The organism is Halosegnis marinus (assembly GCF_029338355.1).
GTDB classification, from domain to species: domain Archaea; phylum Halobacteriota; class Halobacteria; order Halobacteriales; family Haloarculaceae; genus Halosegnis; species Halosegnis marinus.
Map to the genome: position 1 here is coordinate 364,057 of NZ_CP119802.1, position 24,052 is coordinate 388,108.

The following is a 24,052-nucleotide window of genomic DNA, read 5'->3' on the forward strand; positions in this document are numbered from 1 at the left end:
TACTGGTCGCGTGTCCCTACAAACACGAGGTAGATACAAAAAGCGACGGGGGTAGCCGTGGCTGGTCGGTGTTGAAAGAAGGAAAGCTGACGCGCGGAGCGTCAGTTAGTTGGGAACGGTCGAGGAGCCGATGGTGTTGGAGCTGCCGCCATTCGGCGAGGTCCAGATGACGCGGACGGTGTCGCCGCCGGAGATGGCGGTGAAACCGTTCGTGAAGGTCCCAGCGCTGTCGACAACCTTCGCATTGGCTGCCGGGCTACCAGCGTTGGTAGCGTTGAACGAGGCGGTTGAACCAGTCGAGAGTGTGCCAGTAAATCCGTCCGTCGTCTGAATCTCATTACTGGCTACTTGCGTCGCGTACGCTGTCTCACCACCGATTTGAACCTCAACAGCCGACGAGTCAACGTCCTGGCCACCATTATGAGTCACCGTCGTCTCAATAGTAGCCGTTCCGTTAAGGTTCGTGTCTTCGTACTGGAACTGGAAGTTCGCGTTCGGTGCGCTCGACTGCACCTGGTCGCCCAGCCCCAGCACGAACGTCCCGATGACGGCCGCGAGGATGACGGTAATCGCGACCATCAGGATGACCCCGATGACCGGCGACACCGCGTCTTCCTCACTAAACAGTTGCTTGAGGTCCATTAGTTCGGGACCGTGGAGCTACCGATTGTGTTCGACGAGCCACCCGAGGGCGATGTCCACACGACGCGGACGGTGAAGCCACCCTCAAACTGGTCGCCAGCGGTCGCGTTCGGTTCCACGAGCGTAAGCGTGCTACCGGTGGAAACCGTACTGGACCAAGCCGACGAAGCATTCGGGATGTAGCCCGACGAGGTGTCGTCGCCCGGTGAATCGATTACAATCGCGCTCCCAACCTGGACGTCCAGGTTGGAGGCAGAAACGTCCTGCCCACCGTTGTGAGTGATCTCTATCACGTCACCCGCTTCGAGCGAACTGGATTCGTAGTCTGCCGAAGGGTACTGGAATTGGAAGTTCGCGTTCGGTGCACTACTCTGGACCTGATCGCCGAGTCCCAGGACGAATGTCCCGATGACGGCGGCCAGAATGACCGTAATCGCGACCATCAGGATGACCCCGATGACCGGCGAAACGGCATCTTCGTCGTCGAACAGATTCTTGATGTTCATCGTTGATTTCCAGCGACGGCCGGGAACAGAAGCGTCGGAAGCTATTTCCCGCCTATCGTCATAGGCGGAATCGTACCGCGGACGGGGGCAAACCGTCCTCGGCGTCCTATCTTCCTTTGGCTTCGTCCGAGAGCCGATCGCTTAGAGGATTAGACTCGGCTTACCCTCATAAAGGGTCGGGCCGTTCTCGCGTCGTGAGAATGACATACAGCGGACGCATGTCTGACAATGGTTACCAGAATCATGCGTTTTAGCTCGCCTACTGCAAGCTCATCGAATCAAGCACAAGTATGATTACTCGGAACTGGCCACGAATGCCCCGGCGGTCCGCGTCGGGAGTCGTCAGGGATTTCCAGTCACCGCCGAGTCCCGAGTCGAGGGTCGGGTCACACCGACGCGCGAACCGGCGGAGCCGACACGACGACAGTCGCGGCTATCAGTCCTGCAGCCGGATAGCACCACCCCGAAAGCTCCGACGAGCGCGTCGTCGAGGACCACCGAAACCGACCCGCTTCCGAGCAGCGAAACGGCCGGTGCGCGGCGCGTACGGCCTACGCGTCGCTCGTTGTGGGTTTCGAGAGTGGGACCGCCGAGAATTGAACTCGGGTCCTACGGACCCCATCCGCAGAGGATACCACTACCCCACGGTCCCGGTACACTGAGGGAGTACGGTTCGACTGTTAAGCGTGTCGTTTCGCCGGGCCGCGGGGCGTGTCGCGCGGGCCCTCGCGCCCCCCGTTCGTGACCGATTCCCCCGGAATTATACTGTCGCCGCGAGTCCCCGTCGGTAGAGATGTTACCGCTACAGGCGGGACTCGGGGCGCGTATCGCCGACTACGTCGATAACCAGCTGATACCGCAGGGCATCGACTTCGCGACCGACGCGGTGACGTTCGTCCTCGTGTTGGCGGTGGTGTACGTCGTCGGGAAGGCCGTCGCGGTGCCGGCCGTCGAACGGGTGCTCCGGGCGCGCGGCGTGGGCGACACGCTCGTCAAGCCCGCGCGGAAACTGACGCTCGCGGGCGTCGCGTTCGTCGGCCTCGCGGTCGCGTTCGCCATCGCGGGCTTCGGGAACCTGCTCGCCTCCGTGGCGACCATCGCCGCGGCGCTGACGCTCGCCGTCGGCTTCGCCTCGCAGGACCTCATCGGCAACCTCGTCGCCGGCGTGTTCCTCATCGCGGACCCGAAGGTCCAGATCGGCGACTGGGTGGAGTGGGACGGCAACGTCGGCGTCGTGGAGGACATCTCCTTCCGCGTCTCGCGCGTCCGCACGTTCGACAACGAACTCATCACCGTGCCGAACTCCGAACTCGCGAACACGGCCATCACGAACCCCGTCGCGAAGGACAAGCTCCGTATCCAGTTCCTCTTCGGCGTCGGCTACGACGACGACATCGACCACGCGAAGGAGGTCATCGTCGAGGAGGCGGAGAAGCACGAGGAGATACTCGACGAGCCGCCGGTCTCCGTCCGCCTGACCGAACTCGCCGACTCCTACGTCGGCCTGAAGTCCCGCTTCTGGATCGACGAGCCGGACCGCTCGGACTTCGTCCGCGTCCGCTCGGAGTACGTCCAGGCCGTCAAGGAGCGGTGTGACGCGGAGCGCATCGACATGCCGTACCCGCACCAGCAACTCACGGGCGGCATCGAGATCGAGCGGGTCGAGTCGGGCGAACCCGCCGCCGACTGACTACTCCTCTCCCTCGCGCGGCGCGACGAGGTCGCCGTCGTCGCGCACCGCCGCGCTGCACACGGGGTCGTTCTCGTAGGCGAGCGCGCCCTCCGCGTGCCCCAGCACGTAGCCGTCGCGCTCGGCCGTCACCGTCTCCGTCACCTCCCCGTGGACCGTCCGCACCTCCGCGACGGCGTCGCCCTCGGCGAACGCCGCCCCCGGTTCGACCAGATGCCGGACGACGCCCGCGCGCTCCGCGCGCGGCCCGCGGAACCGCCGCACCGGGTACTCGACGGGGGCCTCGACGCCGGGGTCGGCCTCGGCTACCTCGGCCGGCACCGCGTCGAGGACGCCCGCGTGGACCAGCCCCCGATAGACCGCCGCGAGCCCCGCGGCGCGGTGGTCGGGCCGGACGTGCCGGTGTTCGCCGAGTTCGAGCGTCAGCGCCGGGACGCCCGCGCCGTTGAGCGCCGCGCCCGCGACCGACCGCTGGAGCGACTTCCCCGTGTACTCCTCGGGCGGGTACTCCGTGACGACGGGCAGGCCGACGGCCTCGGCGAGCGCGGCCACGTCGCCCGCGAGCAGGCGCGCGTCGTCCTCGGTTCGCGCCGCGCCGTACAGCACCCGGTCGCGGATGGTGAAGGGAATCGCCCCCGCGCCGGCCGTGTGCAGGTCGAGCAGGTAGTCGGCCGGCACCGTCTCCGTGAACGCCTCGTAGAGCCGCTCGCCGACGAGTTCCTGCACCGACGGTGGCTCCGTCGCCTCGTCGTGCGGGTCGGGGAGCTTCCGGTTCGGGTCCTCGTCGCCGTAGTAGGAGCGGCGCGCCTTCCGGCGGAGGCCGGCGGGGTTCGCCGTCGGGACGACGACCACCCGTCCCGACACGTCGGCCGGGTCGAGGGCCGCCGCGAGGTCCTGTGCCACGGCGAGCCCAACCACCTCGTTGCCGTGGACGTTCGCCGTCACCCAGACCGTCGGGCCGTCGGCCGCGCCGTCCACGAGGACGACGGGAAGCCGTTCGGTCCCGCCGGTCGGCATCTCCGTGACGGGGAGCCAGCCGGTCGCGCGCTCGCCGGGCGTCGTCGTCGCGGTGCCGAGTTCCATACCCGGGCGTCGGCCGCCCGCGGGAAAAATCAGACGAGGACGCGTTCGAGTTCGACGACCGTTCCCGAGTCGGCCCCGGGGTCGCCGACGAGCGTGCCGAGACAGACGGCCGCGCCGTCGGGCGTGTAGCAGGCCACGAACGTCCCCGGCTCGTCCGTCTCCGCGTCGAGGACGCCCGGCGCGTAGACGGGCGCGCCCTCCGCGATTTCGGGGGCCGCGCTCGCCGCGACCGTCACGCGCGGGATTCCCGCGAGCGCGCGTTCCGCCGGGAGAACGACCTCGCGGAGCGGCGCCTCGTCGTCCCGCTCGCGCCACTCGACGAGGGCGTCGTGGAGGTCGTGCATCGTGTGCAGGGTCGTGTCGTCGAACGGGCCGGTCCCCGTGCGCCGGAGCGCGCCCATGTGCGCGCCCGTCCCGAGCGCGAGGCCGATGTCGTGACACAGCTTCCGGACGTAGGTCCCCGAGGCACACCGCACCCGCAACAGCGCCTTCCGGTCCGCGACTTCGAGCACGTCGAGGTCGTGTATCGTCCGCGTGCGCAGCCGGCGCGAGACGGCGCTCTTGCGCGGCGGTTTCTGGTATATCTCCCCCTCGAACTCCGCGACGGTGGATTCGAGCGCCGCGGGTGCGGGCTTGTGGAGTTCGAGCACCGCGACGTACTCCTTCACGCTGTCGTCGAACACCTGTGCGGCCCGCACCGCGTCGCCGAGCAGGGTCGGCAGACAGCCCGTCACCTTCGGGTCGAGCGTCCCCGAGTGGGCCGCCCGCTCCTGCCCGGCGAGGTCGCGCACCCAGCCGGCCACCTGGTGGGCGGAGGGGCCGGGCGGCTTGTCGAGGTTGACCACCCCGAAGCCGAGCAGCTGTTCCGGCGTCCGGTCGTCGGGGGCGCCGCGCATCTCAGAACTCGTAGTCGACGGCGACGGGCGTCTTCCCCTCGTCGCCCGCGGGGCTGTACGCGTTCACGACCGTCTCGATGGCCTCCACGACGCCGTCGGGGTCGAGCCGCGCGGTGTTGAGCACGAGGTCGTAGATGGCGAGGTCGTGGATGTCGATGCCGTAGTACTCGTCGTACCGCTTCGCCTCGCTCGTGGCGCGCGCCTCCGTCTCCGTGCGTGCGAGGTCGACGTCCTTGTTCTCGCGGTCGGCGATGCGGTCGGCGCGCACTTCGAGCGGCGCGTCGAGCCAGATGCGGAAGTCGGCGTGCTCGCCGGCCATCCACCCGGCGAGGCGGGATTCGAGAACGAGCTCGTCGGCCTCGGCGGCGAGCGCGCGGAGCCGGCGGTCGAGGTCGCGGTCGATGGCGTCGTCCTCCTCGGCCAGTTTGTTGAGTTCGAGCGGCGTGAGGCCCTTCTCGGCGGCGAGGTCGCGGAAGATGTCGCCCCCGGACGTGTGGTCGTAACCGAGGCGGTCGGCGAGCGCGGCCGCCGCGGTTGATTTGCCACTCCCGGCGGGGCCCGAGATGGTAATCAGCATGTAACCACTCCGTCGGTGGGGGCCAAATGGGTTGCCCTTCGGCGCGGGCGCGTGGGGCCGCGAGGCGGCCCTACGAGGCCGACGGCGTCGTCTGGATGTTCAGCGACTTGCGGAGCAGCTGATTGAAGCTCATCGAGCAGAGGAAGTACCACAGGATCCACGCCTGCAGCGGCCCCAGCACGCCCGCGGTCCACTCGCGCGTGCCGATGAGCGGGAGCGTCACCGTCTGCGGGGTGACCGCCTGCTCGGGCGAGAGGATCATCCAGTACATCCACAGGAACACCGGGATGGTGAGCAGCATGATCCACACCATCGGCCGGAACTGCTCTTTGAACATGCCGAGGTTGTCGCCCATCGCCTCCATCTGCTCCTCCTGGATGCGGTCGAGCTCCTCGTCGTCGCCACGCTCCTGTGCGGCCTTGCGCCGCTCCTGCATGTCCTTCATCCGCTGTTGGTACTTCCCCATCTTCTCGGTGTCCATGAGGTTCGCCTGCAGGAGCGTGCTGTACAACCCCGTCACGGTCGCGAGCACGAGGATAACGCCGTAGAAGGGGAGCGCGGCGTCGATGGGACCGAGCACCACGTCGAGCGTCCCGCCGATGGCGTTGCGCACCGGGCCGATGGAGTAGCCCGCGAACATCCCGAGCGCTCCGAGTCCCGCCAGCTTGTCGTAGGTGGACCACGAGGAGTCGTCGTCTATCTCCTCGACGTCGGCGTCGCCGTCCGAGGAGAGCCCCTCGCGGACCCCCTCGGGGTCGGCGAGTTCGAACCCCTCGCCGGCGTCGGCGAGGATACCCTTCTCGATGAGCCGGCCCCACTGCCCGCTCGACAGCTCCCCGGAGGCCTCGCCCCACGTCACCGCGCCGTCGCGCTCCAGGAGGAACTCCAGGGAGTCGCGCAGCGACGGGTCCTCGCGGACGAGGTCCTCGACCTTCTCGGCCGTTCGTGCCATTGCCCCTCCCTTGCCAGCGGGAGGGTTTGACTCCTGCGGTCGCCCCCAAGACACTCAACGGGCCGTCACACAGCTGTACGTATGCCCCTCCGCCGCCGCACCTTCCTCGCGACCGTCGCCGCCGCCGGCGCCGGCACCCTCGCGGGCTGTGCCCACCCGAACGCCGTCCTGACGATGACGGACGTGAGCGACGACGCCGACCTCGCCGACCGCTACGCCCGCGACCCCCCCGAGAGCGACCTGTTCGACGAGCTCATAGCGAACGGCACCGCGACCGAGACCGGGACGGCGCGACAGATAGACACGGACCGTCCGTACGCGACCGCCGACGGCTACTACTCGGTGTCCATCGAGCGCGACCCGGCCCCGGACGGGACGCGCGTCTCCGTCGAGACGGAGTACGAGACGGTCGGCTCCGGAACCCCGCTCGCCGACTTCCCCGAGCGGGACCGCGCTCTGCTGAACGGCCTGTTCCCGAAGCCCGACGACCTCCCGGAGGACACGGGCTACGGGGTCGGGGAAGTGTACGCACCCGAGGTCGCCACGGAGTCGCGGCTCGTGAACGGCGACGTGACCGCCGTCGAGTACGAGGGGACGGCCTACGCCGTCACCGTCGAGACGCGCCCGGCCTCGCGCTACGAGTTCACCTACACGGCCGAGCGGGTCGCGCCGGACGCCGCGACGCTCGCCGCCGACCTCCGCGAGCGCTACCGCTTCACCCTCGACGGGCTCTCGGAGGCCGAACGGGAGGTGGTCGCGACGGCGACGGGCGACGGCTACTACGAGGGGAGCGCCTCGGACGCCTTCGAGTCGCTCGCCCGGCGGTTCCGCGAACACGACCCCGTCGTCGGCGAGGCCGGCGAGAACGGGCAGTACCTCGCCCGCTACGAGGGGACCGACTACTGGGCCGACCTCTACGCGCCGTTCGTGGACTAGCCGTCGACGACCGCGGTCAGAACACGTAGGGGTCGTCCGCGCCCGCCTGCATCGGCACGATCCACGTCCCGTCGGCGGCCTCCTCCACCTCGCCGTTCGCCCGCAGGTCGCGCAGGCGCTCCTTCGCCTCCTCGGTGCCGATGCCGAGCGCGCCCGCGACGCCGCGCGCGGTGACGCCGTCGCTCCGCTCGACCACCTGCAGGACGTCGTCGCCGGGTGCCTCCTCGCCGAACTCGTCGAAGCCGTCGTCGTCGTACATACACCCCCGAGCCGACGGGGGGAGAAGAGCTTGCGGGTCCGCGTCAGGCGCGCGACTCGATGGCGTCCGCGACCGCGTCCCACACCTCGTCGGGCGTCCCCTCGCCGTCTATCTCGGCGAAGGCGTCGGTCCCGCGGTAGTGCTCGATGACCGGCTCGGTGTTCTCGCGGAAGACGCGGAGGCGCTCGCGGACGGTCTCCTCCGTGTCGTCCTCGCGCTGGACGAGCGCCGCGCCGCACTCGTCACAGACGCCGGCCTCCTCCGGCGTGTCGAACTCGACGTGGTAGTTCGCGCCGCAGTCGGGACACACCCGGCGGCCGGTGAGGCGGTCCACCAGTTCGTCGTCCGGCACGGAGAGCAGGAGCACGGCGTCGAGGTCCGTCCGCTCGTCGAGGAACTCCGCCTGCTCGATGTTGCGCGGGTAGCCGTCGAGGACGAAGCCGTCCGCGTCGGCGAGCGCCGTGACGACGATCTCGTTGACGACCTCGTCGGGGACGAGTTCGCCGGCGTCCATGAAGCCGCCCGGCGTGTCGTGCTCGAAGCCCAGCTCGGAGATGTCCATCCCCTTGTTGGCCCGGAGCGCGTCGCCGGTCGTGATGTGGTCGACGCCGAACCGCTCGGCGATGCGCTTGCTCTGCGTTCCCTTCCCGGCGCCGGGCGCGCCCAACAGCAGCACGTGTGGCTCCGTCATACCCGCGCTTCTCGCGGCGGGGGTAAAACGTTGAAGAAAGGCGCCGATGTCGCGGGCCGGTTCCCGGACGTTCATGTCCCCCGGCGGCGACCCTCGGGTATGGACCCCGCGACGGACCCGACCGGCCGCCGACGGACGCTCGTCCGTTCACTGATGGCGCGGCGCGGCCAGGGGGACACGACCACCGTCCTCGCGGGCGAGCGCACCCTCCGGTACGCCGACCGCGTCCTCGAACTGTTCGTCGAGGACGACGAGCGGGACGCGCTCGACGAGCTACTCTCGGAGTACCCCGTGTTCAAGCTCGAGCAGCCGGAGACGCGGAAGGCTCGCGACGGGACGGTGTACGTCTCCGCGGTCGCGGACCCGAAACACCTCGCGGACTTCGTGGAGGACTGCTGTCGCCGGGTGTACGGCCTCCCCGAGGCGTACCCGCTCCGCGTCGAGTGAAACGCCTATTCGGGCCGGCCCCGTAGTCGGGGACATGACACGCGAGTACGTCACGGTGCAGGGGACGGAGGTGCCGGCCGTCGGGCTGGGGACGTGGCGACTGACCGGCGAGGACTGCTACGACGCGGTGCGGACCGCCCTCGACCTCGGCTACCGCCACATCGACACCGCGCAGGCGTACGGCAACGAGCGACAGGTCGGCGCGGCCATCCGCGACAGCGACGTGGCCCGCGAGGACGTGTTCCTCGCGACGAAGCTGAACGTCGGCAACCGCGGGCGCGACGCCGTCCTCCGGAGCACGGAGGAGTCGCTGGCGAAACTCGACACCGCGTACGCGGACCTCCTCCTGATTCACAACACGGCCCAGCGGACCCCGCTCGGGGAGACGCTGGACGCGATGAACGACCTCCGCGACCGCGACAAGGTGCGCCACCTCGGGGTCTCGAACTTCGACGTGGAGAAGCTCCACCGCGCTCGGGAGCTGTCGGACGCGCCGATACTCACGAACCAGGTGCAGTACAACCCCTACTGGCTCCAGACGGGGCTGCTCGACTACTGTTCGATTCACGACGTGCTGCTGACGGCGTACTCGCCGCTGGCCCACGGCGCGGTGCTCGACGACCCCGTGCTCGACGACATCGGCGCGCGCTACGACAAGTCCGCGGCGCAGGTCGCCATCCGGTGGCTCGTCCAGCAGGACGGCGTCGCGACGGTCCCCAAAGCCACCTCGACGGGGCACCTGCGCGCGAACCTCGACGTGTTCGACTTCGAACTCACGGACGCGGAGATGGAGGCCGTCCGCCGGCCGTCGAAGCGGCGCGCCCTGTCGGGGTTCGTCCGCGGTCGCCTCCCGGTCTGAGCCGGCGCGAGCCGGCGGTGTCATTAACCCGTCGGGCGTTGTACAGGTATCATGGTCACACAGCTCCGGGACGGAGTGTGGCGTATCGAGTGTCGGGGCGTGAACGCGTACCTCGCCGACGACCGCGACCACGACGAGGGCGCGCTCACGCTCGTCGACACCGGGACGCCGATGGACGCGGCGCGGATACGCGACGGCGTCCGCGACGCCGGCTTCTCGCTCGACGACGTGGGACGGGTGCTCATCACCCACTTCGACGTGGACCACGTCGGCGGGTTGGCGGAACTCGACCTCGACGCCGAGGTGTACATGGGCGCGGGTGACACGGGCTTCTTCGTCGGCGACGAGAAGCCGCCGGCCGGCAACCGGAAGGGGGCGTTCCAGCGGCTCGCCGGCCTGTTCGTAGCCGCGCCGGACGTCGAGGTGACGCGCGTCGCGGACGGCGACACCGTCGGCTCCTTCACCGTCTTCCACACGCCGGGCCACACCCCCGGCCACGTCGCGTACGTGAGCGAGGCGCTCTCCGTGGCGTTCGTCGGCGACCTCGTGACGGAGTCGGGCGGCCGGCTGGCGCCGTCGCCGTGGTACCTCAGCTACGACACCGACCGCGTCCGCGACTCCATCCACTACCTCGCCGACGCCGAACCGGCCGTCGAGGTCATCGCGATGGGCCACGGCGTCCCCTTCCTCCGCGACGGCGCCGTCCGACTCGCCGAACTCGGCGAGCGCATCGAGGCGCCCGACCGGGCGACGCCGTAGCCACGCCCCCGTCGCTTTTGCGCGTGGCCGGCGTAGTTCGAGGCGTGAGCCGGAGCCATCCCGCTCCCGACGGCTGGGCGGAGATAGAGCGACCCCCCGAGATCGTCGAGAAGTACAACCCCGAGGAGCCGACGCTGTTCGAACACGACGAGGCGCCCGTCGCGGTCCACGTGCTCCCCGCGACGACGAACATCCACGACCGCGGCGTCTCGTGGCGCGTCGGCGTCGTCCACGGCGGCAAGACGAGCTTCGACGGGACGGAACCGGTCCGGACGGGCATCGACGGTCGCCCGGCGGCGCTGGCGCTCGCCGAGGAACTGATGGAGAGCTACGAGCGGGAGGTACGCGGCGGCGGCCGGGAACTGACCGACGTGATAGCCGACCGCCTCGTGCCCGCGGTTCGCCGGGTCGACTAGGCCGCCGTTCCCGCCACTTCCTCCGCGACGAACGCCGGGTCGAGCAGTTCCGGGTCCAGGATGTGGCCCGCCTGTCCCTTCGCGAACTCCGGGAGCGAGCCGTGTGCGTACACGACGACGCGCACCTCGGGGTTGAGGTCCTTGGCGACGGGAATCGAGGTGGCGAGGTGCATCTCGGTGAGGACGAGCACGTCCGCGTCCACGATGCCGGCCTCCTCCAGGTCGGGGCGGGCCCCCGTCCCCTCGGCCCGGGTGACCTCGACACCCTCCGCGGCGAGCGCGTCGCCGAGTCCGTCGCCGTCGCCGCCGGCGAGTACTGCACGCATGATACCCGACGGTTCGCCGGGTCGGATATAAGGGTTGGCACACCGCCCGCGGCGACGCGCACTTTTATCCCGTGGCTCGGCGTGTCACGGTGCATGGTCAGGTCGGCCGTCCGCGAGGACGCGCGCCGCGTCGCCGCGTTCGTCAATCACCGGGCGCCCGGCGGCTTCCTCGGCGCGGCGGCCTACGACGCGGACGGATACGAGGTGTTCGGGGTGCGCGACGAGGTCCGCCCGGTGGTGGAGGCCGACTCCTTCGACGCCCTCATCGAGAACGCCCGTGGCGTCCAGCGGAACGTCTTCTCCGCGGACGACGCCGGCGAGATACTCGGGACCCCGGAGGCGACGACGCTCTCCTTCGCCGACCTGCTCGTCGTCCAGCTTCCCGTGAGCCGCACGGAGGCGGTGCTCATCGCGCTGGACCCGTCGGTCGGCTCGAAGTTCACGGAGTTCGTCGACAGCTGCCGCGAACAGCTCGAATCCGGCGAGTGACTACTCGTACTCGATGGTCGCCGGCGGCTTGTGCGTCACGTCGTAGACGACCCGCGAGACGTTGTCGAGCGTCCCGGTGATGCGCGACTGGATGCGCTGGAGCGTCTCCCAGTCGAGCTGTTGGGCGCGGGCGGTCATCCCGTCGCGCGACTCGACGGAGCGGACCGCGACGACCCAGCCGTGGACGCGGTTGTCGCCCTTCACGCCCGTCGCCTTCCCGATGACCGCGGCGAACGCCTGCCACGGCTCGTGTTCGGCCGTCTCCTCCTCGACGACGTGACACGACTCGCGGGCCACCTCCACCTTCTCGCGGGTGACCTCGCCGACGATGCGGACCGCGAGGCCGGGGCCGGGGAACGGCATCCGCTCGGAGATGACCTCCTCCAGCCCGAGCGCGCGCGCCACCTCGCGCACCTCGTCCTTGTAGAGGTCGCGGCACGGCTCGACGATGCCGTCGAAGTCCACCGCCTCGGGAAGCCCGCCGACGTTGTGGTGGGACTTGATGTTCCCCTCCGACTCGATGCGGTCGGGGTAGATGGTCCCCTGCACGAGGTAGCGGGCGTCCGCCTCCCTCGCCTCGCGCTCGAACTCCCGGATGAACTGCTCGCCGATGGCGTGGCGCTTCTCCTCGGGGTCGGTCACGCCCGCGAGCGCGTCGAGGAAGCGGTCCTGCGCCTCCACGACGGTCAGCCCGTCCATGAAGTCGAACGTCTCGCGGATGCCCTCGGTCTCGCCCTTCCGCATCAGGCCGGTGTCCACGTAGACGGCCGTGAGGTGGTCGCCGATGGCCTCGTGGGTGAGCGCCGCGGCGACCGACGAATCGACGCCGCCCGACAGCGCGATGACGGCCTCCTCGTCGCCGACCTCCTCGCGTATCTCGGCCTTCGCCTCCTCGATGAAGGAATCGACGTCCACCATCAGAGGCTCACCTCCCCTTCCGCGGTCTCGGTTCGGTCCGCCACCGCCTCCAGCAGGCCGACGAACGGGGGCGAGGCCCGGCCGGGCCGCGACCGGAACTCGGGGTGGAACTGCGTCCCGACGAAGTACGGGTGGTCGTCTATCTCGAGTATCTCCATGCGGTTGCCGGCGCGCCCGGAGAACGTCATCCCTTCGGCCTCCAGTTCCTCGATGTACTCGGGGTTGACCTCGTAGCGGTGGCGGTGGCGCTCGGTACACGACTCGGCGCCGTAGATGTCGTGTGCGAGCGTCCCCGGCTGTATCTCCGTCTCGTGGGCGCCGAGCCGCATCGTTCCGCCCATGTCCTCCACCTCGTACTGCTCGGGGAGGATGGCGATGACGGGGTGGGGCGTCTCCTCCTCGAACTCCGTCGAGTCGGCGTGGTCGAGGCCGCACACGTCGCGGGCGAACTCGATGACGGCCATCTGGAAGCCGAGACAGAGACCGAGGAACGGCACGTCGTGTTCGCGGGCGTACCGGACCGCGGCTATCTTCCCGTCCGTGCCGCGCGCGCCGAAGCCGCCCGGGACCACGAGGCCGTCGGCGCGTTCGAGTCGCTCGCGGTGGGTGTCGTTCATCTCCTCGGCGTCCACCCACAGCACGTTCACGTCGACGCCGCGTTCGAGGCCCGCGTGTTTCAGCGCCTCGTGGACGGAGAGGTAGGCGTCCTCCAGGTCGTACTTCCCGACCAGCGCGATGTCCACCTCGCCGGTCGTCTCGCGGGTGACGAGTTCGCGCCACTCGTTGTCCCGCTCGTCGGCGGGGACGGCCTCGTCGGCCAGCCCCAGCCGCTCCATAACGTAGCGGTCGAGCCCCTCGTCCTCCACCATCAGGGGGACGTGGTAGATGTCCGCCACGTCGGGGTTCGAGAACACGGCGTCGGTCGGCACGTCGCAGAACAGGGCGATCTTCTCCTTCGTCTCGGGGTCGAGGCGGTCCTCCGCGCGCCCGACGAGGATGTCCGGCTGGAGGCCGATGGAGCGCAGTTCCTTCACGGAGTGTTGCGTGGGCTTGGTCTTCTGCTCGCCGTTCTTCGAGTAGGGGACGAGCGTGACGTGGGTGAAGAGGATGTCGTCGTCGTCCTCCTCGTGGGCGAACTGGCGGAGCGCCTCCAGGTAGGGCATCCCCTCGATGTCGCCCACCGTGCCGCCCACCTCGACGATACACACGTCGTGGCCCTCGGCCGCCTCCCGGATGCGGCGCTTGATGTCGTCGGTGATGTGCGGGATTATCTGGACCGTCTTCCCGAGGTAGTCGCCCGCGCGCTCCTTCTCGATGACGTGCTGGTACGTCTTCCCCGTGGTGACGTTGTGGTCGAACGTCATGTCGATGTCGAGGAAGCGCTCGTAGTTGCCGAGGTCGAGGTCGACCTCGCCCCCGTCCTTCAGCACGTACACCTCGCCGTGCTGGTAGGGATTCATCGTACCCGCGTCCACGTTGAGGTACGGGTCTATCTTGACGGCGGTCACGTCGAAGCCGGCGTTCGCGAGGAGCCGGCCGGTGCTGGCGGCGGTGATGCCCTTGCCGAGCCCCGACATGACGCCGCCGGTAACGAAGACGAACTTCCGACCCAGCGAGGGGTCGTACTCCGTGACGGGTTCCGTCGGCATACTGACCGTGTGAAGGGGTGCGTCAAAACCGTTGCGAACACCCACCCGTCGGGCGTCCGACACCCGCGGCGCGACGGGGCCCGGTGAACGGACGTGGGGGCCGCTCGGCCCGTGGTCAACGCTTATGCGGCGTCCCCACAACGGCCCGGGCATGAACGGACACCGGCGTCGGCGGCCGCTCGCGGAACCGGCCGGCGACCCCGCGGAGGCACCCGACGATGGGTAAGGGCCGCTTCGACCACGTGCTCGTCGCGGTCGCCGGGGAGGACGACGCGACGGCGACCGCCGCCGCGCTCGCCCGGAACCTCGACGCCGACCGCGTCACCGTCGTCCACGTCGTCGAGAAGGCCGGCGGCGCCCCCGACAAGGCCGGCGTCGAACAGAGCGAGACGGCCGCCGAGGCGTCGTTCGCCGCCTTCCGCGAGGGGTACCACGGCGGAGAGGTGACGACCCGGGTCGTCTTCGACACCGACGTGGCCGACGGCCTCGTGCGGGCGGCCCGCGAGGCCGACGCTGACGCCGTCGTGTTCACGCCGCGGGGCGGGAGCTGGTTCGAGCGCGCGCTCACCGGCAACGTCGCCCGAGACCTGATGGACGCCGCCGACCGTCCCGTCGTCGCGATTCCCGACGCCGGAACGGGGGCGGACGCATGAGCGACCAGGAACTCGCCAAGGACCTCGGGCTGCTGTCGGCGCTGACCATCGGCGTCGGGACGATGATCGGCGCGGGCATCTTCGTGTTGCCCGGCGAGGCCGCCGCGGCCGCCGGACCGGCGGTCGCGCTCTCGTTCGTGGTCGGCGGCGTCATCTCGCTTTTCACGGCGCTGTCGGCGTCGGAACTCGGGACGGCGATGCCGAAAGCCGGCGGGAGCTACTACTACGTCAACCACGCGCTCGGACCGCTGTTCGGCTCCGTCGCCGGCTGGGGAAACTGGATGGGGCTCGCGTTCGCCTCGGCGTTCTACATGCTCGGCTTCGGGGAGTACCTCGCGACCCTGCTCCCCATCCCGACCCTCGCGCTCGGGGCCGTCGTGCTCGAACCCCTGCAGGTCGGCGCGCTGGTCGCCGGCGCGCTGTTCGTCCTCATCAACTACGTCGGAGCCAAGGAGACCGGGCGGCTCCAGGTGCTCATCGTCGTGACGCTCGTCACCGTCCTGACCGTCTTCTCCGTGCTCGGCTTCCTACAGGCCGACCTCTCGACGCTGCGGCCGTTCTTCCCGGCGGAGACCGGCGGCGCGGCCGCAGTGCTCCCAGCGACCGGCCTCGTGTTCGTCTCCTTCCTCGGGTTCGCGAAGATAACGACCGTCGCGGAGGAGCTGAAGAACCCCGGCCGGAACCTCCCGCTCGCCGTCGTCGGGAGCGTCGTCATCGTGACGGTGATGTACGGCATCATCATGGTCGTCCTGATGGGGGTCATCAACTGGAAACAGCTCGCCCCGGCGTTCACCGACACGCCGGTGCTCGACGTGGCCGAGATATCCTTCGGCGCGTTCGGGTTCGCGGCCGTCGGCGTCGGGCTGCTCACCTTCGCCGGCCTGCTCGCGACCGCCTCGTCGGCGAACGCGTCCATCCTCGCGTCCTCGCGCATCAACTTCGCGATGGGGCGCGACAAGCTCGTCAGCACCGCGCTGAACGAGATACACCCGCGCTTCGCGACCCCGTACCGGAGTATCGCGATCACCGGCGCGCTCATCCTGCTGTTCATCGCTGTCGGGAACGTCAAGGTGCTCGCGAAGGCCGGCAGCGTCCTCCACCTCATCGTCTACGGACTGCTCAACATCGCGCTCATCGTGATGCGCGAGGCCGACACGCCGGAGTACGACCCCGACTTCCGGGTGCCGCTGTATCCGGCCGTGCCGATACTCGGCGCCGTCTCGTCGTTCGGCCTCATCTACTTCCTCGACGCCGTCGAGATAGCGCTGGCCGGCGGCTTCGTGCTGGTGGGGCTCGTCTGGTATCTCGTGTACGCGCGGAGCCGGACGGAGAAGCGGGGCGTCCTCACGCAGTACGTTCTCTCGCGCTCGAACGAGATGCCCGACGCCGCGGTGTCGGCCGCGACGGCCGCACAGCCGGAGGGCGGCGACTACCGCGTGATGGTACCCGTCGCCAACCCCGAGAACGAGGAGGACCTGCTCCGCCTGGGCGCGGCGGTCGCCAAACACCACGGCGGGAGCCTCGACGTGGTCCACATCGTCCAGGTGCCGGACCAGACCTCGCTGCAGTACGCCGGCGAGCACGTCGACCAGTTCGACGACTACGCGGGCGAACTGCTGGAGAAGGCCCGCATCGACGCCGAGGAGCTCGGCGTCCCGGTCGAGACCCACACCGTCATCTCCCACGAGGCGTTCGCGGAGGTGTTCGACGCCGCGGAGAGCCACGAGGCCGACACCGTCGTCATGGGCTGGGGTCCGGACTCGCACGGGTCGCCCGGCCGCGTGGAGTCGGCGTACGACGACCTCACCGAGAACCTCCCCTGCGACTTCCTCGTGATGAAGGACCGCGGCTTCGACCCCGAGCGCGTGCTCGTCCCGACCGCGGGCGGCCCCGACTCGGAGCTGTCGGCCGAGATAGCCGGCGTCCTCCGCGACGCGTACGGCGCCGAGGTGACCCTCCTCCACGTCGCCGACGACGAGGCGGCCGGCGAGGAGTTCCTCGAGAACTGGGCCGATGCCAACGGCCTCGGCGACGCGACGCTCCGCGTGGAGACGGGCGACGTGGAAGAGGCCATCGAGCGCGCCGCGGCCGACGCCACGATGGTCTCCATCGGTGCGACGGAGCGCGGCCTGCTGTCGCGCCTGCTCCGCGGGTCGCTCGCGCTCGACGTGGTGGACGACATCGACTGCACCGTCCTGCTCGCGGAGAAGGCCCGCCGGCGCTCGCTGACGGAGCGGCTGTTCGGCAATCAGTAGCCGAGTTCCGCCGCGAGGAACGCCGCCGCACTCCCGCCGACCGTCCCCGCCTGCCCGACGAAGTGGTGGTCCGCGCTCGCCTCCTCGACCGTCCAGCCCAGTTCCCGCGCGCGCTCGACGACCGGCTCCCACTCGGCCGTCGTGTCGCGCGCGCCGTACAGCACGTAGCCCGGACACGTCACCGAACCGAGCGCCGCGGCCGCGTCGAGTCCCTCACCGAGCCGCGAGGCGGGCGCGAGCGCGGCGACGGCGGCCGGCGGCGTCCCGTCCTCGCACTCGCGGGCGGCCGCGAGCAGGGCGATGCACCCGCCGAAGGAGTAGCCGAACAGCGCGACCGCGTCGAACCGAGCGCGCGCCCACCCGAGGGCGTTGCGCGCGTCCGCGAGTTCCCCGCGCCCCTCGTCCCACGCGCCGTAGTCGAACCGGAGGGTCGCGACATCGGGCGCGAGCGCGTCCGCGACGGCCGCGAGTCGCGTATCGGTCCGCTTGCCGCCCATCCGCGGGTGCGGCGGGCAGGCGACGACGCAGGCGTCGGCGTCGGGGGCGTCGAGCGTCGCACGCACGTCCCGGCCGCCCGGCACGAGGACGGTCTCGCTGTCGGTCATACCGGGGCGAGGGCGCGGGCGCACTTCGCGTCTTCGTCCGGCGACGGAGCCAAGTCCCGGGCGCGCCCACGTCCGATATGGACCGTTATCCGGACCTCGACCCCGACGCGGGGGAACTGCTCACGGCCGAAGTCGTGGTGACCGACGACGTCCTCGTCAAGGCGTTCGCGCTCGGTCCCGGCGCGGAGATGACGCCCCACGACCACCCCGACGCGACGAACGTGTTCCACGTCGTCGAGGGCGAGGTCGTCGTGATACGCGACGGCGAGGAGGAGGAGATAACGGCACCCGGCGTCGTCCTCCACGAGCGCGGCGTCGAGCACGGCGCGCGCAACGACTCGGACGCGACCGCGGTGCTCACGGCGTCGCTGTGCCCCCTCCCCGGCGGCGACTGACTACTCCTCGCGGCGCGCCAGCCCCGCGAGATGGGGAGCCTCGGGGACGATGATCTCTTCCGCGCCCAGCGTCGCGGCGTTCTCCGACCCCGGCAGACAGAACACCGGAACGCCCCGCGAGACGCCCGCGACGGCGCGCGTCCCGACGACGCGCGTCCCGATCTCCTCGGACGACAGGTCGCGGAACAGTTCGCCGAACCCCGGCAGTTCCTTGTCGAACAGCGGCCGGACGGCCTCCACCGTCACGTCGTCGGGCGTGACGCCCGTCCCGCCGGTGGTGACCACCACGTCCGTGTCCGCGCGCTCGACCAGCCGCTTCACCGTCCCCTGGACGCCGTCGAAGTCGTCGGGGACGAGTTCGCGGTGGGCGACCTCGTGGCCCTCGACCTCGAACGCCGCCGCGATAGCGTCGCCCGCCGGGTCGTCGTCCAGCGAGCGCGACGACGACACCGTGACGACGCTCGCCCCGAGCGCGTCGAGGTCGTGGTGGTGATGGCCGTGGTCGTGGTCGTCGTGCCCGTGGCCGTCGCTCTCTTCGTGGTCGTGGCCGTGGTCGTCGTGGTGTCCCCCCTCGTCGCCGTCGTGACCCTCGCTCATACCCCCGTCTCCGCGGGCGAGCGACGAAAGCCCGGCGGTCAGGGGTCGAGCCCGCGCGTCAGGCCGAGGCCGACGACGACGCCCCCGAGTCCCGCGGCGAGCGGCGTCACGACCCGCTCGCGGTCCCACGGGGTACACCCGGACTCCGCGCTGTACCGGACGACGTACGAGTCGTTCCCGTACGCGACCACGGCCTCGGGGAGCGACCCCTTCGCCGCGAGCGCCTGCCCGCCCGCGTCGCGCACCTCGCGGAAGGTGCGCCGCTCCGCGGTCGAGAGGTTCCCGTACGCCACGCGGTCGTACCCGTCGAGCGACCCGTTCACCGCGTCGGTATCGAGTACCTGAACGAACGCGGCCGTCTCGCACCGCTTCTCCTCCAGATGGGTCGCCGCGCCGACCCCCGACGCGACGAGGCCGACGGCGAGCAGGGCGAGGCCGACGTAGGTCCACGGCGTCCGCGACACGCCCGTGGGTTCGCGCCGACCGGCATGGGCCTTTCGCGTCCCCGTCCGTTCACGGCCCCGCGGGTCGCTCGTTCGAAGACGCTCGCTGCTCACGGCTTCGCCGTTCACTCGTTCGGAGACGCTCGCTCTCTGCTCACGGTTTCACCGTTCGCACGGCCCGTGGCGACTCCGTCGCAACGCTGTTCGCGTCTCCCTATCGGCACGTCTTTGTGCGACCGAATCACAGGGGCGCGCATGGAAGGTGTATTCTACGAGGAGCACGGCGACACCGACGTACTCCAGTACGGCGAACTGCCGGACCCGGAAATCGGCCGCGACGACGTGCTCGTGGACGTGAAGGCGGGGGCGCTGAACCACCTCGACGTGTGGACGCGCAAGGGAATGCCCTCCCCCGGCGAGTTCCCGCACATCCCCGGCTCCGACGCGGCGGGCGTCGTCGCCGAGGTCGGCCCCGACGTGACCCGCTTCGAGGAGGGCGACCACGTCGCGGTCGCCTCCGGGTCGTACTGCGGCGAGTGCGAACACTGCCGCGCCGGCGAGCACTCCGAGTGCGTCCGTTACACCATCATCGGCGAGCACTCGACGGGCGTCCACTCCGAGTACGCGTCGCTCCCGGAGGAGAACCTCGTCGCGGTACCGGACCACGTGGACTTCGAGACGGCCGCGGCCGCGCCGCTCGTCTTCCAGACGGCGTGGCGGATGCTCCACTCGCGCGCCGAGATAGAGGCCGGCGAGTCCGTGCTCGTGCTCGGCGCGTCGGGCGGCGTCGGCCACGCGGCGGTCCAGATAGCCGACCACGCCGGCTGTGAGGTGTACGCCACCGGCTCGACGGAGGCGAAACTGGAGGCCGCGACGGAGCTCGGCGCTGACCACGTCGTCAACTACGAGGAGGAGGCGTTCGACGAGTTCGTCGAGGAACACACCGGCGGACGGGGCGTCGATATCGTCGTGGACCACATCGGCGGCCCGACGTGGGAGAAGTCGATGAACTCGCTGGCGAAGGGCGGCCGTATCGTCACCTGCGGCGCGACCGCCGGCCCGAAGGTCGAGGTGAACATCTCCGAGCTGTTCTGGAACCAGTACGACATCCTCGGCTCCACGATGGGCGCGAACTCGGACATCGACGAGGTGCTCGACCTCGTGTGGGACGGCACGTTCGAGCCGCGTATCCGCGACGTGCTGCCGATGAGCGAGGCGGCGACCGCCCACGGGCTGCTGGAGGACCGCGAGGGCTTCGGCAAGGTCGTGGTCGTCCCCGACAGCGAGCTGTGAGCGCCACCGACGACGGGGGCGACGACGGCTACGTCCACACGCCCGACGGGGACAGCCACGGCGCCAAGCCCCGCGGGCAGGAACGCGAGTTCGGCCTCCGCGGCTGGATACTCGTCGGGTGGCTCGTCGTCTCCATCGTCGTCATCCCCGCCGTCCTCTTCTACATCCCGCAGGCGGGCGCGTTCACGAAGTCGCTCGGACTGGGCTACCGGGACGCGTTCCTCGTCCTGCCGCTGCTGCCCGCGCTCGGTCTCGGCGCGCTCGCGGTGTGGGCGACGACGCGGCCCTGAGCTACCCGCGGGCCATCAGTATCGCCACGGTCCACGAGCAGACGACCTCCTCGTCGCCGTCCTCGCCCCGGAACACCTCGATGTCGCGCACGACGACGCCGCGGTCGGGGTTCGACTCCGAGACGCGCGTCGAAACCACCTCGTGACGGACGGAGAGTTCGTCGCCCGGATAGACGGGCGCGTGCCACGACAGCTCCTCGATGCCGAGGCCGCCGAGGTTCGTGGAGTCGTTGAGGAAATTCTCCACGAGCAGGCGCGTCCCGACGCCGACGGTGTGGAGGCCGCTCGCGAACACGTCCTCGTACCCCTTCTCGCGGGCCGCCTCGGCGTCCAGATGCATCGGCTGGGGGTCGAACCCCGCGGCGAACTCCGTCATCGCCGTCCGCTCCATCGTGTGCGGGCCGTACGTCTCCGTCCACCCCGGCTCCAGGTCGTCGAAGGTGCGCATCGCCCGGAGTTGACCGGGCGGCGACAAAACCCCGCCGACGGCGTTATGCTTTCGTGGGTCGTGGTAACAACATGCAGTATCTTCGCTGTGCCGACTGCGGGACGCGCTACCTCGCGGTGACCGCCGACGGGGCGTGCGGGCGCTGTGGCGGCGCGCTCCGGCGTATCGTGAGCGAGACGGCCTGACTACGGCTGGTCGTCCGTGTCCTGTACCCAGACGGTCTTCTCGTTGAGGAACGCGCGGATGCCCTGCCGGGCGAGTTCCCGGCCGTAGCCGGAGTCCTTGATGCCGCCGAACGGGAGCCGCGGATCCGACTTGGTGAGTTCGTTCACGAAGACGCCCCCCGACTCGATGCGGCGGGCGACCCGTTCGCCGCGTTCGAGGTCCTCGGTCCAGACGCTGGCGCCGAGGCCGAGGTCGGAGTCGTTGGCGAGTTCGACGGCGGCGGCCTCGCTCTCCACCTCGAAGACGGCCGCGGCGGGGCCGAACACCTCCTCACAGCCGAGCGGGGCGTCCCGGGGCACGTCGGTCAGCACCGTCGGCGGGTAGAAGAAGCCGTCCCGGTCGAGCGGTTCCCCGCCCGTCTCGACGGTCGCACCCGCCTCGACGGACGCGGTCACCTGCTCGTGTACCTCCGCCATCAGGTCCTCGCGGGCCTGCGGTCCCACGTCCGTCCCCTCGTCGGTCGGGTCGCCGACGACGAGCGACTCCATCTCCGCGACGAACCGCTCCAGGAACTCGTCGTACACGTCCGTGTGGACGACGAACCGCTTGGCCGCGATACACGACTGCCCGGAGTTGAGCGTGCGCGCGCTCGCGCCCACGCTCGCGGCGGCGGCGAGGTCCGCGTCGTCCAGCACGACGAACGGGTCCGAGCCGCCGAGTTCCAGCACCGAGGGCTTGAGTTCCTCGCCGGCCGCGCCGCCGACCGCCCGGCCCGCCGGCTCCGACCCGGTGAGCGTCACCGCGCGCACGCGGTCGTCGCGAATCACCTCCTCGGCCCGCTCCGAGCCGACGACGAGCGTGCGGAACACGCCCTCGGGGAAGCCCGCCTCCTCGAAGACGGACTCGATGGCGAGCGCACACTCCGGCACGTTCGAGGCGTGCTTCAGGAGGCCGACGTTGCCCGCCACGAGGTTCGGCGCGGCGAAGCGGAACACCTGCCAGAACGGGTAGTTCCACGGCATCACGGCCAGCACGGGCCCCAGCGGCTCGTAGGAGACGAACGACTTCGTCCCGGCCTCGGTGCCGATGTGCTCGTCCGCGAGGTACTCCGGCGCGTGCTCGGCGTAGTGGTCGAGTCCCCACGCCGACTTCTCCACCTCGGCGCGCGCGCCCTCGATCGGTTTCCCCATCTCGCGGGTCATCAGCCGCGCGAACTCCTCCGTGCGGTCGCGGAGCACGTCGGCCGCCTCCGTCAGCAGGCGCCGCCGCTCCTCCAGGCGCGTGTCGGACCACGACTCGAAGGCCGCCGTCGCCTCGTCCAGCGCCGCGTCCACGTCCTCCGCGTCGTGTTCCGCGACCGGTTCGAGCGCGTCCCCGGTGGCGGGGTCGATGCGGTGCATGCCACGGCGTTCGACACCGACCCACATAGCCGTCGGGGTCGCCGCGGAGCGCGCCGTATTTGTAGGAGGCGGTCACAACCCCGAGTATGGCAAGCGCGCTCGCCGGCCTCATGGGCCTGCCCGAACGCACGAAGGTCGTCGTCGGTGCCGTCGGCATCCTCGCCGGCTCCGGCCTCATCGCCGCGATGACCTTCGCCGGCATCGAGTCGGCCGTCGCACAGATACTCCTCGGCGTCGTCGGCGTCGTGGCCGCCGTCGTCGGCACGCTGCTGCTCGGCACCTCCGAGGACCGCGACCAGATCGTCTGACGACCGGTTACCAGTCGATACGCTCCCGGTCGCGCCAGAACCGACCCGACTCGCTTCCCGGCGCGAACCGACACAGCCACGTCGGCGTCTCGGCACCCTTCTCCACCGGCCGGTCCGCCTCGCTCCCCCCCATGTCGGTGCGGACCCAGCCCGGACAGACGGCGTTCGCGATGAGCCCCTGCTCGTTGTACTGCGCGTGGAGGTACCGCGTCAGCCCGTTGAGCCCCGTCTTCGAGACGCGGTAGGCGGGCGAGCCGTCGCCCATGTCGGCGAGCGCGCCCATCCCCGAGGAGACGTTCACGACCCGGCCGCCCTCGCGCTGGACGAGCAGGGGGACGAGGTGTTTACACAGGAGCATCGGTCCGCGGAGGTTCGTCGCCAGCGTCCGGTCGATGCGCTCCGCGGGCTCGGCGACGATGTCGTCGCCGAACTCCCCGATGCCGGCGTTGTTGACGAGGATGTCGAGCCGGCCGACCTCGCCGAACACGCCGTCGGCGATGGCGTCGATGTCGCCCTCCTGTGTCACGTCGAGCAGCACCTGTTCGCAGCCGTCGGGCACGTCGCTGTTCATCGAGCGCGTCCCGGCGTAGACGGTCGCGCCGAGGTCGTCGAGGTTCCGGGCTATCTCCGCGCCGATACCGCGGTTCGCCCCGGTGACGAGCGCGACCTGCCCGGAGAGGTCGTCGTGGAGTTCCATACGGCGGGGCGAGGAGCGCGCGCCGCAAGTGCGTAGCGGTCGCTCGCCGGCGGGGAGAACGGAGGACGGAACCGCTCAGTGGTCGTGGCCGGTCATCTCGCCGAACGTCTGCCCGAAGCGGTCTTCGAACAGGTCCATGAGCTGTGCCTCGACGGTCTTCAGCTCCTCCGAGGGCTCGCCGTGGCCGTGGGCCGTCGCGGCGTGTATCTGCTGGGCGGCGTTGATCATCGCGAGGTCGCCGACGACCGTCGCGGCGGACTCGTCGTTCTCCGCGAACAGGTCGACCAGCGCGGCCGGGACGGTCAGCGTGTCCTCGCCGTCGGGGCCGTCGATACCGAGCTCTATCGTCGTGTCGTCGGACATACCCGCGAGAGGCGGCCCCGACTCTTGTGTCTGTGGGTACGCACC

31 protein-coding genes and 1 tRNA gene are annotated in these 24,052 nt (G+C 70.2%); 13 read left to right on the forward strand and 19 right to left on the reverse strand.

All coding sequences use genetic code 11. The features are described from left to right. Positions 1 to 105: 105 nt before the first annotated feature. From P2T37_RS02085 to P2T37_RS02095, 3 genes are all read right to left on the reverse strand, one after another. Positions 106 to 642, reverse strand: coding sequence for a type IV pilin N-terminal domain-containing protein (locus P2T37_RS02085; protein ID WP_276235093.1), 537 nt, complete (start codon positions 640 to 642; stop codon positions 106 to 108). After that, entirely contained in the window at positions 642 to 1,148 is a 507-nt protein-coding gene (locus P2T37_RS02090) for a type IV pilin N-terminal domain-containing protein (protein ID WP_276235094.1), read from the reverse strand. Before P2T37_RS02090 ends, P2T37_RS02085 begins: the two co-directional genes overlap by 1 nt. Before the next feature lie 581 nt (positions 1,149 to 1,729). Beyond that, positions 1,730 to 1,800: transfer RNA gene (locus tag P2T37_RS02095), tRNA-Pro, on the reverse strand. 141 nt (positions 1,801 to 1,941) lie between these two features. On the opposite strand from P2T37_RS02095, the gene P2T37_RS02100 reads away from it, so the two are divergent. Continuing rightward, the gene (locus P2T37_RS02100; protein WP_276235095.1) at positions 1,942 to 2,838 is read left to right on the forward strand and encodes a mechanosensitive ion channel family protein; all 897 of its coding nucleotides are present in this window, start codon (positions 1,942 to 1,944) and stop codon (positions 2,836 to 2,838) included. Here P2T37_RS02100 and P2T37_RS02105 read toward each other — a convergent pair whose 3' ends face one another. From P2T37_RS02105 to P2T37_RS02120, 4 genes are all read right to left on the reverse strand, one after another. Next, positions 2,839 to 3,921, reverse strand: coding sequence for a succinylglutamate desuccinylase/aspartoacylase family protein (locus P2T37_RS02105; protein WP_276235096.1), 1,083 nt, complete (start codon positions 3,919 to 3,921; stop codon positions 2,839 to 2,841). 29 nt (positions 3,922 to 3,950) lie between these two features. Then, positions 3,951 to 4,817, reverse strand: coding sequence for an RNA-guided pseudouridylation complex pseudouridine synthase subunit Cbf5 (locus P2T37_RS02110; protein ID WP_276235097.1), 867 nt, complete (start codon positions 4,815 to 4,817; stop codon positions 3,951 to 3,953). A 1-nt stretch (position 4,818) separates the two neighbouring features. Continuing rightward, positions 4,819 to 5,394 (reverse strand): (d)CMP kinase, encoded by a 576-nt coding sequence (cmk, locus tag P2T37_RS02115; protein WP_276235098.1) that lies wholly within the window; start codon positions 5,392 to 5,394, stop codon positions 4,819 to 4,821. A 70-nt stretch (positions 5,395 to 5,464) separates the two neighbouring features. Then, positions 5,465 to 6,346 (reverse strand): DUF106 domain-containing protein, encoded by an 882-nt coding sequence (locus P2T37_RS02120; RefSeq protein ID WP_276235099.1) that lies wholly within the window; start codon positions 6,344 to 6,346, stop codon positions 5,465 to 5,467. Between the two features lie 81 nt (positions 6,347 to 6,427). Here P2T37_RS02120 and P2T37_RS02125 point away from each other — a divergent pair, with 81 nt between their 5' ends. Next, a complete protein-coding gene (locus P2T37_RS02125) occupies positions 6,428 to 7,282 on the forward strand; it encodes a hypothetical protein (RefSeq protein ID WP_276235100.1) in 855 nt (284 codons plus the stop codon). Positions 7,283 to 7,298: 16 nt separating this feature from the next. Here P2T37_RS02125 and P2T37_RS02130 read toward each other — a convergent pair whose 3' ends face one another. Next, positions 7,299 to 7,541 (reverse strand): hypothetical protein, encoded by a 243-nt coding sequence (locus P2T37_RS02130; protein ID WP_276235101.1) that lies wholly within the window; start codon positions 7,539 to 7,541, stop codon positions 7,299 to 7,301. Positions 7,542 to 7,584: 43 nt separating this feature from the next. Beyond that, on the reverse strand, positions 7,585 to 8,232 hold the full coding sequence (locus P2T37_RS02135) for an adenylate kinase (protein WP_276235102.1): 648 nt from the start codon (positions 8,230 to 8,232) through the stop codon (positions 7,585 to 7,587). Positions 8,233 to 8,331: 99 nt separating this feature from the next. Between P2T37_RS02135 and P2T37_RS02140 the strand changes: the two genes are divergently transcribed. The 4 genes from P2T37_RS02140 to P2T37_RS02155 are packed head-to-tail and all read left to right on the forward strand — an operon-like array spanning position 8,332 to position 10,713. Further along, positions 8,332 to 8,679: a DUF7975 family protein gene (locus P2T37_RS02140; RefSeq protein WP_276235103.1), complete on the forward strand. Its 348-nt coding sequence runs from the start codon at positions 8,332 to 8,334 to the stop codon at positions 8,677 to 8,679. A 34-nt stretch (positions 8,680 to 8,713) separates the two neighbouring features. Beyond that, positions 8,714 to 9,538 (forward strand): aldo/keto reductase, encoded by an 825-nt coding sequence (locus tag P2T37_RS02145; protein WP_276235105.1) that lies wholly within the window; start codon positions 8,714 to 8,716, stop codon positions 9,536 to 9,538. A gap of 51 nt (positions 9,539 to 9,589) precedes the next feature. After that, entirely contained in the window at positions 9,590 to 10,297 is a 708-nt protein-coding gene (locus tag P2T37_RS02150; protein ID WP_276235106.1) for an MBL fold metallo-hydrolase, read from the forward strand. 44 nt (positions 10,298 to 10,341) lie between these two features. After that, positions 10,342 to 10,713, forward strand: a complete 372-nt coding sequence (locus P2T37_RS02155) for a hypothetical protein (RefSeq protein WP_276235107.1) — start codon at positions 10,342 to 10,344, stop codon at positions 10,711 to 10,713. Here the strand turns inward: P2T37_RS02155 and P2T37_RS02160 are convergent. Then, complete coding sequence (locus tag P2T37_RS02160; RefSeq protein ID WP_276235108.1) at positions 10,710 to 11,039, reverse strand: DUF7126 family protein; 330 nt, start codon at positions 11,037 to 11,039, stop codon at positions 10,710 to 10,712. The two genes, P2T37_RS02155 and P2T37_RS02160, sit on opposite strands and share 4 nt — an antisense overlap. Positions 11,040 to 11,132: 93 nt before the next feature. On the opposite strand from P2T37_RS02160, the gene P2T37_RS02165 reads away from it, so the two are divergent. Beyond that, positions 11,133 to 11,528, forward strand: coding sequence for a DUF7522 family protein (locus P2T37_RS02165; RefSeq protein ID WP_276235109.1), 396 nt, complete (start codon positions 11,133 to 11,135; stop codon positions 11,526 to 11,528). Here P2T37_RS02165 and guaA read toward each other — a convergent pair whose 3' ends face one another. Beyond that, positions 11,529 to 12,446, reverse strand: a complete 918-nt coding sequence (gene guaA, locus P2T37_RS02170; RefSeq protein ID WP_276235110.1) for a glutamine-hydrolyzing GMP synthase — start codon at positions 12,444 to 12,446, stop codon at positions 11,529 to 11,531. Then, positions 12,446 to 14,095 carry a CTP synthase gene (locus P2T37_RS02175; protein ID WP_276235111.1) on the reverse strand — a complete coding sequence of 550 codons (1,650 nt, stop codon included), beginning with the start codon at positions 14,093 to 14,095 and terminating at the stop codon, positions 12,446 to 12,448. The genes guaA and P2T37_RS02175 overlap by 1 nt, the downstream gene beginning before the upstream one ends. 218 nt (positions 14,096 to 14,313) lie before the next feature. On the opposite strand from P2T37_RS02175, the gene P2T37_RS02180 reads away from it, so the two are divergent. Continuing rightward, the gene (locus tag P2T37_RS02180) at positions 14,314 to 14,748 is read left to right on the forward strand and encodes a universal stress protein (RefSeq protein WP_276235112.1); all 435 of its coding nucleotides are present in this window, start codon (positions 14,314 to 14,316) and stop codon (positions 14,746 to 14,748) included. Beyond that, positions 14,745 to 17,003: an amino acid permease gene (locus tag P2T37_RS02185; RefSeq protein ID WP_276235113.1), complete on the forward strand. Its 2,259-nt coding sequence runs from the start codon at positions 14,745 to 14,747 to the stop codon at positions 17,001 to 17,003. Before P2T37_RS02180 ends, P2T37_RS02185 begins: the two co-directional genes overlap by 4 nt. On the opposite strand, the gene P2T37_RS02190 is transcribed toward P2T37_RS02185, so the two are convergent. Beyond that, positions 16,997 to 17,608, reverse strand: a complete 612-nt coding sequence (locus P2T37_RS02190) for an alpha/beta hydrolase (protein WP_276235114.1) — start codon at positions 17,606 to 17,608, stop codon at positions 16,997 to 16,999. The two genes, P2T37_RS02185 and P2T37_RS02190, sit on opposite strands and share 7 nt — an antisense overlap. A gap of 77 nt (positions 17,609 to 17,685) precedes the next feature. Here P2T37_RS02190 and P2T37_RS02195 point away from each other — a divergent pair, with 77 nt between their 5' ends. Next, a complete protein-coding gene (locus P2T37_RS02195; protein WP_276235115.1) occupies positions 17,686 to 18,003 on the forward strand; it encodes a cupin domain-containing protein in 318 nt (105 codons plus the stop codon). Here the strand turns inward: P2T37_RS02195 and P2T37_RS02200 are convergent, their stop codons facing one another. Next, positions 18,004 to 18,600 (reverse strand): MogA/MoaB family molybdenum cofactor biosynthesis protein, encoded by a 597-nt coding sequence (locus P2T37_RS02200; RefSeq protein ID WP_276235116.1) that lies wholly within the window; start codon positions 18,598 to 18,600, stop codon positions 18,004 to 18,006. A 38-nt stretch (positions 18,601 to 18,638) separates the two neighbouring features. After that, entirely contained in the window at positions 18,639 to 19,064 is a 426-nt protein-coding gene (locus P2T37_RS02205; RefSeq protein ID WP_276235117.1) for a hypothetical protein, read from the reverse strand. 234 nt (positions 19,065 to 19,298) lie between these two features. Between P2T37_RS02205 and P2T37_RS02210 the strand changes: the two genes are divergently transcribed. Beyond that, the gene (locus P2T37_RS02210) at positions 19,299 to 20,336 is read left to right on the forward strand and encodes a zinc-binding dehydrogenase (protein WP_276235118.1); all 1,038 of its coding nucleotides are present in this window, start codon (positions 19,299 to 19,301) and stop codon (positions 20,334 to 20,336) included. Then, on the forward strand, positions 20,333 to 20,626 hold the full coding sequence (locus P2T37_RS02215; RefSeq protein ID WP_276235119.1) for a DUF7977 family protein: 294 nt from the start codon (positions 20,333 to 20,335) through the stop codon (positions 20,624 to 20,626). The genes P2T37_RS02210 and P2T37_RS02215 overlap by 4 nt, the downstream gene beginning before the upstream one ends. Position 20,627: 1 nt before the next feature. On the opposite strand, the gene P2T37_RS02220 is transcribed toward P2T37_RS02215, so the two are convergent. Together P2T37_RS02220 and P2T37_RS02225 are read right to left on the reverse strand one after the other, a co-directional pair. Continuing rightward, positions 20,628 to 21,074, reverse strand: coding sequence for a MaoC/PaaZ C-terminal domain-containing protein (locus P2T37_RS02220; RefSeq protein ID WP_276235120.1), 447 nt, complete (start codon positions 21,072 to 21,074; stop codon positions 20,628 to 20,630). 185 nt (positions 21,075 to 21,259) lie between these two features. Beyond that, complete coding sequence (locus tag P2T37_RS02225; RefSeq protein ID WP_382210599.1) at positions 21,260 to 22,666, reverse strand: NAD-dependent succinate-semialdehyde dehydrogenase; 1,407 nt, start codon at positions 22,664 to 22,666, stop codon at positions 21,260 to 21,262. Positions 22,667 to 22,725: 59 nt separating this feature from the next. Here P2T37_RS02225 and P2T37_RS02230 point away from each other — a divergent pair, with 59 nt between their 5' ends. Beyond that, positions 22,726 to 22,947 (forward strand): hypothetical protein, encoded by a 222-nt coding sequence (locus P2T37_RS02230; RefSeq protein WP_276235122.1) that lies wholly within the window; start codon positions 22,726 to 22,728, stop codon positions 22,945 to 22,947. A gap of 7 nt (positions 22,948 to 22,954) precedes the next feature. On the opposite strand, the gene P2T37_RS02235 is transcribed toward P2T37_RS02230, so the two are convergent. Next, the gene (locus tag P2T37_RS02235; protein WP_276235123.1) at positions 22,955 to 23,644 is read right to left on the reverse strand and encodes an SDR family NAD(P)-dependent oxidoreductase; all 690 of its coding nucleotides are present in this window, start codon (positions 23,642 to 23,644) and stop codon (positions 22,955 to 22,957) included. A gap of 75 nt (positions 23,645 to 23,719) precedes the next feature. Next, positions 23,720 to 24,007: a DUF7545 family protein gene (locus P2T37_RS02240; RefSeq protein WP_276235124.1), complete on the reverse strand. Its 288-nt coding sequence runs from the start codon at positions 24,005 to 24,007 to the stop codon at positions 23,720 to 23,722. Positions 24,008 to 24,052: the final 45 nt, after the last annotated feature.